Here is an 11323-nt window from a genome sequence, read left to right as displayed (position 1 = left end):
GGCCGCCGCCCAGCATGGAGATCCACCGATGACCCAGGACCCGCAGGACACCCAGGCGCTGTCTGTCACCCCCGTCGACGTGCTGGACGATAGCGCGCTGCAGGCGCTTGGCCTGGGGCGTGACGACCTGCCGAAGATCGATGCGATCGGCCGTGGCCTGGAAGACATACGTCCCGGCAACCTGCAGGTATTCGGTCGCGATGCTGCCGCGAAGACGGCTGCATTCTCCAGCCAGCTGCTGGACCAGGTGCGCAACCGCGACCTCGATGCCAGCGGTGACAAGCTCGGTGAAGTGGTGCGCATCGCGCGTTCGCTCAAGCTCGATGGGCTGGCCGAACGCTCGCGGGTGCCGGTGATTGGCGGGCTGATCGACAAGCTGCGCGCGTCCAAGGGCGAACTGGTGCAGAAGTTCAGCGATACCAACCGCCAGATCGAGCAGCTGATGGGCGATGTAGGCAGCCAGCAGACACTGATGGGACAGCGCGTGGGCGAGTTCGATCGCATGCACGACATGGTGCGCGAAGAGCGTCACGCGCTGGGCCTGCACATCGCCGCCGGCAAGCGCCGGATCAGCGAACTACGTAGCGAGCAGCAGGCCGCACTCGGCCAGGACGATCCGCAGGTGCGCATCCGCCAGGGCGAACTGGACAACGCGATCCGCCTGCTCGACAAGCGCATCGGCGACCTGGTGGTGATGCAGCACGCGGCCGATCAGTCGTTGCCGATGATCCGCCTGATCCAGGCCAACGCGATCCTGCTGATCGAGAAGTTCAACACGGTCCGCGACATCACCATTCCGTCGTGGAAGCGCCAGTTCGCGATCCAGCTGTCGCTCAGCGAACAGAAGAGCGCCGTGGCGCTGTCCAATGCCATCGACGATGCCACCAACGACCTGATGCGCCGCAACGCCGACCTGCTGCGCCAGACCACGGTGGACACCGCCAAGGCCAACCAGCGCGCGGTGATCGACGTGGCCACGCTGCGCCACGTGCACGAGCAGTTGATCGCCACGGTCGAAGAAGTCCGCAGCATCCACCGCGACGGCATGCAGCAGCGCCAGCAGGCCGAAGTCGAACTCGCGCGCCTGCGCGAAGATGTCCAACAACGCCTGGCCACCCCCACCACGTAGATCCACGCCAGGCGTGGATGCATTGAATCGTAGATCCACGCCATGCGTGGATGCTCGCCGTGCACCCATCACGACCCATCAGACAAACGCGCCGCGCGTCGCGCGGCATCCACGCATGGCGTGGATCTACGATCGGGGCGCGCGATCGCGGAGCGTCGGACGGGTTTTTATCGACGCCGAGCAATCGCAAGTCCACGCCACGCGTAAATGCATTGAATCGTAGATCCACGCCATGCGTGGATGCTCTTCGTGCACCCATCACGACCCATCAGACAAACACGCCGCGCGTCGCGCGGCATCCACGCATGGCGTGGATCTACGGTGGGCCATCGTGGGGGCGTGTCAGTTGCGTGCCAATTGCGCGGCCAACCACGTGGCCAAAGCATCCACCCGCGGATCCGTTGCCCCCTCCGGCGTCGCCAGCACCCAGAACCCGCCGGTGGCGCCAAACCCCCAGGGCGCCAGCAGGCGCCCGGCGGCCAGCTCGTCGGCCACCAGCGGCTCCGGCGCGATCGCCACGCCCAGCCCGGCGACGGCCGCCTCCAGTAGGTAATACAGGTGCTCGAAACCGCTGCCCAACTGCAGCCGGGCCGGGTCCAACCCGTGCGCGTCGGCCCACGCCGGCCACGCCTGCGGTCGCGAGGTGGTGTGCAGCACGGTCTCGCCGAGCAGGGCAGAGGGAGGGTGCTGGCGCAGTCGCGCGGCCGCCGGATGCTGGGGGCTGACCACCACCCCGACCCGTTCCGGGGCCAGTTCGCGCACCTGCCAACCCCGCGGCCACGGCGGCTGGGCCAGCAGCAGCACCGCGTCCAGGGCCTGCTGCGCATCGGTGAAACTGCCATCCTGCGCAGACCAATGCAGCGCCAGCTGCGGCAGGTCGGCCTGCAGCGCCTGCAGGCGTGGAATCATCCAGCGCGCCAGGATGCTGCCGCTGCACCCGAGCACCAGCGCCTCCGGGCGTTGCTGGCGCTGCAGCGCCGTGACCGCCTCGCGGATCTGTCCGAAGGCGCCCGCGCAGGCGGCCTGCAGGCTGTCGCCGGCGCGGGTCAGGCGCAATCCGCGGCCGTCGCGCTCGAACAGGCCCACCCCCAGGTGATCCTCCAGCAGGCGCAGTTGCCGGCTGATCGCGCCATGGGTGACATGCAGGGCCTCGGCGGCACGGCCCACCCCGCCCAGCCGGGCGGTGGCCTCGAAACTGCGCAGGGCGTTGAGCGGCGGCAGGGGGCTGTCGGTCATGTGAGTTTTCCTGACAGGTTCTGGTAGATATTATCGATATTCCTGTCATGACATGTGCGTTAAATTGGCAGCCTGTCTCCACCGGCTGTCGCGACATGTCCGCATCCCCCATCGTTGATTTCCACGCCTACCCCGACGCCCAGGGCCATTTCGGCCGCTACGGTGGCAGTTTCGTCGCCGAAACGCTGATCGGGCCGCTGCAGGAGCTGGCCGCCGCCTACGACGAAGCGCGCCGCGATCCGGCCTTCATCGCCGCCTACGACAAGGACCTCACCCACTACGTGGGCCGGCCCAGCCCGATCTACCACGCCGAACGCCTCAGCCGGCAGGTCGGCGGCGCGCAGATCCTGCTCAAGCGCGAAGACCTCAACCACACCGGCGCGCACAAGATCAACAACACCATCGGCCAGGCCCTGCTGGCCGCGCGGATGGGCAAGACCCGCATCATCGCCGAGACCGGCGCCGGCCAGCACGGCGTGGCCAGCGCCACCGTGGCCGCGCGTCTGGGCCTGGAATGCGTGGTGTACATGGGTGCCACCGACATCGAGCGGCAGAAGATCAACGTCTACCGCATGAAGCTGCTCGGCGCGACCGTGGTGCCGGTGACCTCCGGCTCGGCCACGCTCAAGGACGCGCTCAATGAAGCGATGCGCGACTGGGTCACCAACGTGCGCGACACCTTCTACATCATCGGCACCGTGGCCGGCCCGGACCCGTACCCGCGCATGGTCCGTGACTTCAACGCCATCGTCGGCCGCGAAGCGCGCGCGCAGATGTTCGCCGACTACGGCCGCCTGCCCGATGCCATCACCGCCTGTGTCGGCGGCGGCAGCAATGCGATCGGCCTGTTCCATGCCTTCCTCAACGACCGCCAGGTGCGCATCGTCGGCGCCGAAGCGGCCGGTGATGGCATTGAAACCGGTCGCCATGCCGCGTCCATCGCCGCCGGGCGTCCGGGTGTGCTGCATGGCAACCGCACCTATGTGATCTGCGACGACGACGGTCAGATCACCGAGACCCATTCGGTCTCGGCCGGCCTGGACTATCCGGGCGTGGGCCCGGAGCATGCGTTCCTGGCCGATGCCGGTCGCGCCGAGTATGTCGGCATCACCGACGACGAAGCCCTGGCCGCCTTCCACCAGTTGGCGCACAGCGAAGGCATCCTCGCCGCGCTGGAATCCAGCCATGCGGTGGCGCAGGCCATCAAGCTGGCGCGCGAACTGCCCAGCGACAAGCTGGTGCTGTGCAACCTGTCCGGGCGTGGCGACAAGGACGTGCACACCATCGCCGCGCGCGAAGGCCTGATGCTGTGAATCCGCTGCTGCGCCAGGGAAGTGCGCTGCTGATCGTGGTCGGCCTGAGCGGCTGCACGCCGCCGGACCCGCCGCTGCTGGCGGCCGCGCCGGCGCCACCGGCGGCCATCGCTCCGGCGCGGGTGCCGGCCAGCAATGATGATGACATCGCCAACCGCCCGATCGAAGACGATCCCGAGCCCGAAACGGCGCCGAGCGACGACGACGCTGCGCCGGCCGTGGTCGCGGTGGCCCTGGACCATGCCGGCGACGTGGTGATCGGGCAGCGGTTCAGTGCCGAGGATGCCGATGCGCAATGGCATTCGGCGGGCCTGAGCGAGGGCGGCCAGCTGGGCAGCTGCGAGTATTACGAGCGCGGCAGCCTGCCCGAAGGCGTGTCGATGATGGTCGATGACGGGCATGTGGCGCGCTTCGACCTGGCCCTGCTCGACGGCTCGGACGAGACCATCATCCAGCCCGGTCCATTCGGGCTGCGCTTGGGCATGTCGCGCGCCGAAGCGCTCAAGCGCCTGCCCAAGGGCAGCACCGCACGGCCGCACGCCTACGATCCGGAAACGGGCGAGTACCTCACCTGGCAGGACCCCGGCTCGGATCTGGCGATCCGCCTGGAGCTCATCGACGGGGTGATTTCGAAGTTGTACTGGGGCGCCAGCGGCGCCGTTGAACTGATTGAAGGATGTGCCTGAAATGTCCGTGGACCGTATCGATGCCTGTTTCGCCCGCCTGCGCGCCTCCGGCCGCAAGGCGCTGATCCCCTTCATCACCGCCGGCGACCCGGGCCTGGAGGCGACCGTGCCGGTGATGCACGCGCTGGCCGCCGCCGGCGCCGACGTGATCGAACTGGGCGTGCCGTTCTCCGACCCGATGGCCGATGGCCCGACCATCCAGCGCAGCTCCGAGCGCGCGCTCGCGCGTGGGGCAGGGCTGCGATATGTGTTGGACACCGTGGCTGCGTTCCGTCGTGACGACAGCACTACCCCGGTGGTGCTGATGGGCTACCTGAACCCGATCGAGATCCACGGCACCGCGCGCTTCGCGCAGACCGCGATCGCCGCCGGCGTGGACGGCGTGCTGCTGGTCGACCTGCCGCCGGAAGAGGCTGCCGAAACGCGTGAGATCTTCACCGCCGCGGGCCTGGCGCTGATCCTGCTGGCCTCGCCGACCACCGCCGATGCGCGGCTGGACAGCTTGTCGGCGATGGCCCAGGGCTACCTGTACTACGTGAGCTTCGCCGGGGTGACCGGTGCCTCCGACCGCCTGGACAGCAGCGCCGCCAGCGCACGCCTGCGCGACCTGCGCAGTCGCTCCCAGGTGCCGGTGGTGGCCGGCTTCGGCATCAAGGACGCAGCCAGCGCCGCGGCGATGGCCGTCGAAGCCGATGGTGTCGTGGTCGGCAGCGCCCTGGTCGCCGCCCTCGGCGAGGCGGCCGATGCCGAGGCGGCCGCCCACACGGCCGGCGCCTTCCTGGCCCCGCTGCGCGCGGCCCTTGATGAGGCCGTCGCCGCCCGCGCGTAGCGCCGGCCGCTGGCCGGCCACCCAGTCAGCCCGCCATGACGCGGCATCGCTCCGGTAGTGCCGGCCGCTGGCCGGCAACCACGCAACGCCTGCCGTCCGCGCTAAACATACGTCACAGCACGGTTTTCCTCCGGTCCGGCGCACCCCACAGGGGGTGCACGGGCAGGGAGGGCCTGAGCTAGACTGTCCGCCTTTGCGGCCTCCGGGCCGCCCTGAACGGAAGTAGCATCCCGCATGAGTTGGCTCAGCAAGTTGATGCCGTCTGGCATCCGCACCGACAACGTCCCCAGCAAGAAGCGCAGCGTCCCCGAGGGCCTGTGGGAGAAGTGCAGCAACTGCGGTAGCGCGCTGTACGGTCCTGAGCTGGAAGAGAACCTGGAAGTCTGCCCCAAGTGTGGCCATCACATGGCCATCCGCGCCCGCGCGCGCCTGGCCGCGCTGTTCGACGCCGACAGCACCACCGAGATCGCCGCGCGCCTGGGACCGACCGACCTGCTCAAGTTCAAGGACCAGAAGAAGTACAGCGAGCGCATCAAGGCCTCGCAGAAGAACACCGGCGAGTACGACGCGCTGATCGCCATGCAGGGCCTGCTCAAGGGCCGCCCGCTGGTGGCCTCGGCCTTCGACTTCGCCTTCATGGGCGGCTCGATGGGCTCGGTGGTCGGCGAGCGCTTCTCGCTGGCCGCGGAAAAGGCGCTGGAAATCGGCGCGCCCTACGTGTGCTTCTCCGCCAGTGGCGGCGCGCGCATGCAGGAGGGCCTGTTCTCGCTGATGCAGATGGCCAAGACCTCCGCCGCGCTGGGCAAGCTGCGTGAGGCCGGGCTGCCGTATATCTCGGTGCTCACCCACCCGACCACCGGCGGCGTGTCGGCGTCGTTTGCGATGCTGGGCGACATCAACATCGCCGAACCGCATGCCCTGATCGGCTTTGCCGGCCCGCGCGTGATCGAACAGACCGTGCGCGAGAAGCTGCCGGAAGGATTCCAGCGTTCGGAGTTCCTGCTTGAGCACGGCGCCATCGACCAGATCTGCGACCGCCGCGAACTGCGCGGCCGCTTGGCCGACCTGCTGGCCCTGCTCGGTCGCCAGCCGGCACCGGTCGCCGACGAGGCCGCCTGATGGCGGCGCGCAAGTACTTCGGCACCGACGGCATCCGCGGTCGGGTCGGGCAGGGCGTGATTTCCGCTGATTTCGTGCTGCGCCTGGGCAATGCGCTCGGCCGCGTACTGACCGAACGCAATGGCCACCGCCCCGGGCACCGCCCGGTGGTGGTGATCGGCAAGGACACGCGCATTTCCGGCTACATGTTCGAAGCAGCGCTGGAAGCCGGGCTGGTCGCCGCCGGCGCCGATGTGCAGTTGCTCGGCCCGATGCCGACCCCGGCCGTGGCCTTCCTCACGCGCACGCTCGGCGCCGATGCCGGCATCGTCATCAGCGCCTCGCACAACCCGCATTACGACAACGGCATCAAGTTCTTCTCCGCGGACGGTGAGAAGCTCGACGATGCCACCGAGCTTGCGCTGGAAGCAGCGCTGGACAGCGCCTTCACCACCGCCGAATCCGATCGGCTGGGCAAGGCCATGCGCGCGCGCGACGCGGTGGGCCGCTACATCGAGTTCTGCAAGGCCAGCGTGCCGCGCGCGTTCGACCTGCGCGGGCTGAAGATCGTGCTCGACTGCGCGCATGGCGCTACTTACCACATCGCCCCGCTGCTGTTCCGCGAGCTGGGCGCTGACGTGGTCACCATCGGTGCCGAGCCCAACGGCGTCAACATCAACGATGGCGTCGGCTCGATGCACATCGACAACCTCGCCGCCAAGGTGCGCGAAGTGGGCGCCGACCTCGGCATCGCCTTCGACGGCGACGGCGACCGCGTGCTGATGGCCGACGACCAGGGCAACCCGGTCGATGGCGACGACCTGCTGTATGTGCTGGCGCCGTCGTGGCAGCGCAACGGACGCCTGCGCGGTCCGGTGGTGGGCACGCTGATGACCAATTTCGGCCTGGAACAGGCCATGGAGCGCCTCGGCCTGCCGTTCGTGCGCAGCAACGTCGGCGACCGCTACGTGCACCAGGCACTGGTGGAAGGCGGCGGCGTGCTCGGCGGCGAAGCCTCCGGCCACCTGCTGTGCCTGGACCGCGCCACCACCGGCGATGCCATCGTCAGCGCACTGCAGGTACTGGAAGTGCTGCGCCGCGAAGGCACCACGCTGCGCCAATCGCTGGCGGGCCTGCACCGTGTGCCGCAGAAGACGGTCAACGTGCGCCTGGCCGATGTCTCGGCCAAGGCGATCGTGCAGGCGCAGGGCGTGCAGGCCGCACTGGCTGCCGCACAGGAAGCGGTGAAGGGGCGCGGTCGCGCCTTCCTGCGTCCGTCCGGTACCGAGCCGGTGGTGCGGGTGACGGTCGAAGCCGACAGCGCCGAGCTGATGCAGTCCACGCTGGACAACCTGTCCAGCGCCGTAAAGGCCGCCGCCGCGGCCTGATGCATGGCCGCCAGGGCAACAGCAGAACGCCCCGGTTCGCCGGGGCGTTCTGCATTCTGCAAGGTGCCAGGCAGGGCGCTTACGGCCCCGGCACCATCTTCTTCTGTTTCGCCTTGAAGCGATTGAACAGCGGCGCGATCAGCGGGTTGTAGCTCCACGCGATGCGCTTGCGCAGCCAGCTGGCCGGGCGGTTGCGGATCGCGAAACGATAGATGTGCTCCGGATCGCCCCCCACCACGTTGCGCCCGAACGGGTGCGTGGTGTGCAGGTAGCGGAAGCCCTGCGCGCGTGCGATCGGCAGGTAGTCCTCGTCGAAATCGCCATACGGCCAGCACAGCGTGTCGGACACCTCGCCCAGCTGCTGCTGCAGCACCAGCCGCGCCATCGACAGGTCGCGGGTGATGCCCTCGCGTTTCTGCTCGCGGCTGATGTCCTGCTTCAGCCAGCGCGTATGCGTGTGCGTGTGGCAATGCACTTCGAAAGTGCCCGCAGCGATCATCTCGCGTGCCTCGCTCCAGCGCATCATCACATCGTCGGTGCGGTCCTCGCGCAGGATCGCCGCTTCGCAGCCGCGATGGTCCGGCGTGGCCGGCAGCACGGCGCCGGGCTGGCCGGCATGCGGGCGCACCGGGCCTTCGCCCATCCAGCCGGTGACCACGAACACCACCGCGTGCATGCCGTACTTCTGCAGGATCGGATGCGCGTACACCCAGTTGTCCAGGTAGCCGTCATCGAAGGTGATCACGATCGACTTGCGCGGCACCGGCTTGCCCGCCAGGAAGTCCGCATACTGGTCCAGGGTCAGCGAGGTCCAGCCATTGCTGGCCAACCAGGCGATCTGGCTTTCGAAATTCTCCGGCGACACCGTGATCATGCCCGGCGACGGCGACACGTGGTGGTGCATCAATACCGGCACGGATCTAGCGTTGGCCATGGCCCAGTTCCTTCAACCACTGGTAGTAGTAATGTTCGGTCGCTTCAGTGTGCCCCAACGGGGTGAAGCGCTGCGCGGTACGCATCCATTCCCAGCCGGCGCGACCCATGCGGCGGCGCTGTTCGGGCTGTTCGACCAGGGTCTGCAATGCGCGGGTCAGGGCGGCCTGGTCGCCCAGCGGGGCGAGCAGGGCATTGCTGCCTTCAAGCACCATTTCAGGCACGCCGCCCACCCGCGTGGCCACGATCGGCACGCCCACGTGCGCCGCCTCCAGAAACACCGTGCCGGCCGCCTCCTTGTGCGTGGCCAGGGCGAAGATGTCGAAGCCGGCCATCAACCGACAGGCGCCGAGCCGATAACCGAGCAGGTGCACCTGCGCCTCCACGCCCAGTTCGCGGCGCAGTGCCACCAGTCTGTCCATCACCGGCTGGCCGTCGCCGACGATCACCAGCTGCAGGTTGGGATGCTGCCGGCACAGGGGCGCGATCGCCCGCAGCAGGTCCACGTGGCCCTTGGGCTCGCGCAGCACGGCCACGCAGCCGACCACGATCTGCGCATCATCAAAGCCCAGTTCGCGGCGCACCTGGGCGCGCGTGTCCTGCACGCACTGCCACGGGTCGACGCTTTCGATCTGCGACCACTGCGGTGGCACCGCGATCGGCGGCACGATGCCGATGCTGCCGTCCTGGACCCCGCGCGCCACCAGCAGCTGCTTGACGTAGCTGCTCACGGTCAATACCCGGTGCGGCAGGCCGGTGTAGGTCAGCAGTGAGTTGATCGGGCTCATCAGGTGCCGCGAGCGCACCACCAGCGGCGTACGCCCCAGGCGTGCGCCGGCGGCGGCGATCAGGCTGTCACGCCGGCTGGTGGTGTTGACCACGTCGAAGCCGATCCGCCGCACCAGCTGGTTGACCGACCAGATGCCGCGCAGCAGCCGCAGCAGGCCGCCCATCTTCAGCGTGTGCACGGTGAAACCGGCCTCGCGCGCGATCTCGCCCAGGCGCGCACCGGGCTGGCACAGCAGGGATACCTCGTGGCCACGGTCGCGCATCGCCAGCATGTGGCGATAGATGTAGATCTCCTGGCCGCCGAATCCCCTGGCGGCCTCGGTGTGCAGGATCCTGAGCGGCGCCAACGTGCGCGGCGCGTTCACCGATGCATTGCCCACGGGCGCGGTGGCGCGCCAGGCGGCCGCCGCGGTGGTCGCATCGCCAGAGGCCGTCAGCGTCTGGCGCGGGGGAGGGGATGGGGCGGGAACGCTGGGGTGGAAAGCATCCATGGAGCGGCTCGGGTGGCGCGGGAGGGCAGGGGACGTGGCGGCGGCGGCTGCGTCGGCGACCCGTCCAGAGGAAGGCGGGCGGCGCATTGTATCGGTTTGTATCTTTGTGTCGGCAGTGCCGGTGATCGGATCTGGCACAATGTTCAGCCGGGCCACAGTGGTGGCCCGTGACCCATCCGAACTAGCCAGGAACCGCTGTGAGCCAGATCCCGACCCTCGATATCACCCGTTTCGACAGTGACCGCGACGCGTTCGTCGCCGAGCTGGGCGCGGCCTACCGCGAATGGGGATTCGCGGGCATCCGCAACCACGGCATCCCGCAGGCCGACATCGACGCGGCCTACGAGGTCTTCAAGGCCTTTTTCGCGCTGCCGGAAGAGACCAAGCGCAAGTACCACGTGCCGGGCAGCGGCGGCGCCCGCGGTTATACGGCCTTCGGCGTGGAAACCGCCAAGGGCTCGGCGCACTTCGATCTGAAGGAGTTCTGGCACATCGGTCGTGAGATCCCGGACGACTCTCCGTACCGTGACGTGATGGCCCCGAATCTGTGGCCGAGCGAGGTCCCGAACTTCCGCGAGCGCGGCTACAGGCTCTACCAGGCACTGGACACGCTGGGTTCGCGGGTGCTGTCGGCACTGGCGCTGCATATCGGCTTGCCGGAGGACTTCTTCGCCGACAAGACCAACAACGGCAACTCGATCCTGCGCCCGATCCACTACCCGCCGATCACCGCCGAGAACATTCCCAACGTGCGCGCCGGCGCGCATGGGGACATCAACTTCATCACGCTGCTGGTGGGTGCCAGCGCGGCCGGCCTGGAAGTGCAGTCGCACGAGGGCAAGTGGGTGCCGTTCACCTCCGACGCGGACACGATCGTGGTGAACATCGGCGACATGCTGCAGCGGCTGACCAACCACGTGTATCCGTCCACCATCCACCGCGTGGTCAATCCTCCGGGTGAGCAGGCGCGCCAGCCGCGCTATTCGGTGCCGTTCTTCCTGCACCCGAACCCGGACTACCTGATCGACGTGTTGCCGACCTGCATCACCCCGGAAAACCCGAGCCGCTACCCGGAGCCGATCACCGCCCACGGCTTCCTGGAAGAGCGTCTGCGCGAGATCAAGCTGAAGTAAGGGGAGTGTCGGCCCCGTGCCGATCCCGCCCGGTAGATGCCGGCCCGTGGGCCGGCATACTCCGAGAAGGCCGCCGAGAGGCGGCTTTCTTTATGGTTCTTCTCCACATCTGATGGGAGCGTCTTGTTGCCGGGGCCGCCGCAAGGTGAGCACGGCGCTACGCGGGTGGCCTGGTCTGCAGGCGCCGTTTGGATCTGGCGCTGTCTCGGTTCGGGACGTGCCGCGAGCGTTTGGGCCCCGTAGCAGCCGGTAGGCCCCTGGTGCAAATGTCCCCCGGCCTGGCGGCCTCCTCCTTTAT

General features: G+C 68.5%; 10 protein-coding genes. 7 read left to right on the top strand and 3 right to left on the bottom strand.

What is annotated here, in order from left to right; translation table 11 throughout:
• Positions 1-28 precede the first annotated feature (28 nt).
• Positions 29-1129: a toxic anion resistance protein gene (locus tag RTO53_RS10510; protein WP_312237735.1), complete on the top strand. Its 1101-nt coding sequence runs from the start codon at positions 29-31 to the stop codon at positions 1127-1129.
• A 342-nt stretch (positions 1130-1471) separates the two neighbouring features.
• On the opposite strand, the gene RTO53_RS10505 is transcribed toward RTO53_RS10510, so the two are convergent.
• Complete coding sequence (locus tag RTO53_RS10505) at positions 1472-2365, bottom strand: LysR family transcriptional regulator (RefSeq protein ID WP_312237734.1); 894 nt, start codon at positions 2363-2365, stop codon at positions 1472-1474.
• A 95-nt stretch (positions 2366-2460) separates the two neighbouring features.
• On the opposite strand from RTO53_RS10505, the gene trpB reads away from it, so the two are divergent.
• From trpB to glmM, 5 genes are all read left to right on the top strand, one after another.
• Positions 2461-3678, top strand: a complete 1218-nt coding sequence (gene trpB / locus RTO53_RS10500) for a tryptophan synthase subunit beta (RefSeq protein ID WP_312237733.1) — start codon at positions 2461-2463, stop codon at positions 3676-3678.
• The gene (locus RTO53_RS10495; protein WP_312237732.1) at positions 3675-4364 is read left to right on the top strand and encodes a hypothetical protein; all 690 of its coding nucleotides are present in this window, start codon (positions 3675-3677) and stop codon (positions 4362-4364) included. The genes trpB and RTO53_RS10495 overlap by 4 nt, the downstream gene beginning before the upstream one ends.
• A gap of 7 nt (positions 4365-4371) precedes the next feature.
• Complete coding sequence (trpA, locus tag RTO53_RS10490) at positions 4372-5193, top strand: tryptophan synthase subunit alpha (protein WP_312237747.1); 822 nt, start codon at positions 4372-4374, stop codon at positions 5191-5193.
• Positions 5194-5427: 234 nt separating this feature from the next.
• On the top strand, positions 5428-6312 hold the full coding sequence (accD, locus tag RTO53_RS10485; RefSeq protein ID WP_312237731.1) for an acetyl-CoA carboxylase, carboxyltransferase subunit beta: 885 nt from the start codon (positions 5428-5430) through the stop codon (positions 6310-6312).
• The gene (gene glmM / locus RTO53_RS10480; RefSeq protein WP_312237730.1) at positions 6312-7679 is read left to right on the top strand and encodes a phosphoglucosamine mutase; all 1368 of its coding nucleotides are present in this window, start codon (positions 6312-6314) and stop codon (positions 7677-7679) included. The genes accD and glmM overlap by 1 nt, the downstream gene beginning before the upstream one ends.
• 79 nt (positions 7680-7758) lie before the next feature.
• Here glmM and RTO53_RS10475 read toward each other — a convergent pair whose 3' ends face one another.
• Both RTO53_RS10475 and RTO53_RS10470 read right to left on the bottom strand, forming a co-directional pair.
• Positions 7759-8613: a polysaccharide deacetylase family protein gene (locus tag RTO53_RS10475; protein ID WP_312237729.1), complete on the bottom strand. Its 855-nt coding sequence runs from the start codon at positions 8611-8613 to the stop codon at positions 7759-7761.
• Positions 8600-9892 (bottom strand): glycosyltransferase family 4 protein, encoded by a 1293-nt coding sequence (locus tag RTO53_RS10470; RefSeq protein WP_312237728.1) that lies wholly within the window; start codon positions 9890-9892, stop codon positions 8600-8602. The genes RTO53_RS10475 and RTO53_RS10470 overlap by 14 nt, the downstream gene beginning before the upstream one ends.
• A 197-nt stretch (positions 9893-10089) precedes the next feature.
• Here RTO53_RS10470 and RTO53_RS10465 point away from each other — a divergent pair, with 197 nt between their 5' ends.
• Positions 10090-11025, top strand: coding sequence for a 2-oxoglutarate and iron-dependent oxygenase domain-containing protein (locus RTO53_RS10465; RefSeq protein ID WP_312237727.1), 936 nt, complete (start codon positions 10090-10092; stop codon positions 11023-11025).
• The last annotated feature ends 298 nt before the right edge of the window (positions 11026-11323 follow it).

The organism is Stenotrophomonas sp., from assembly GCF_031995405.1.
Lineage (GTDB): Bacteria > Pseudomonadota > Gammaproteobacteria > Xanthomonadales > Xanthomonadaceae > Stenotrophomonas.
This window is presented reverse-complemented; position numbering and strand designations above follow the sequence as displayed.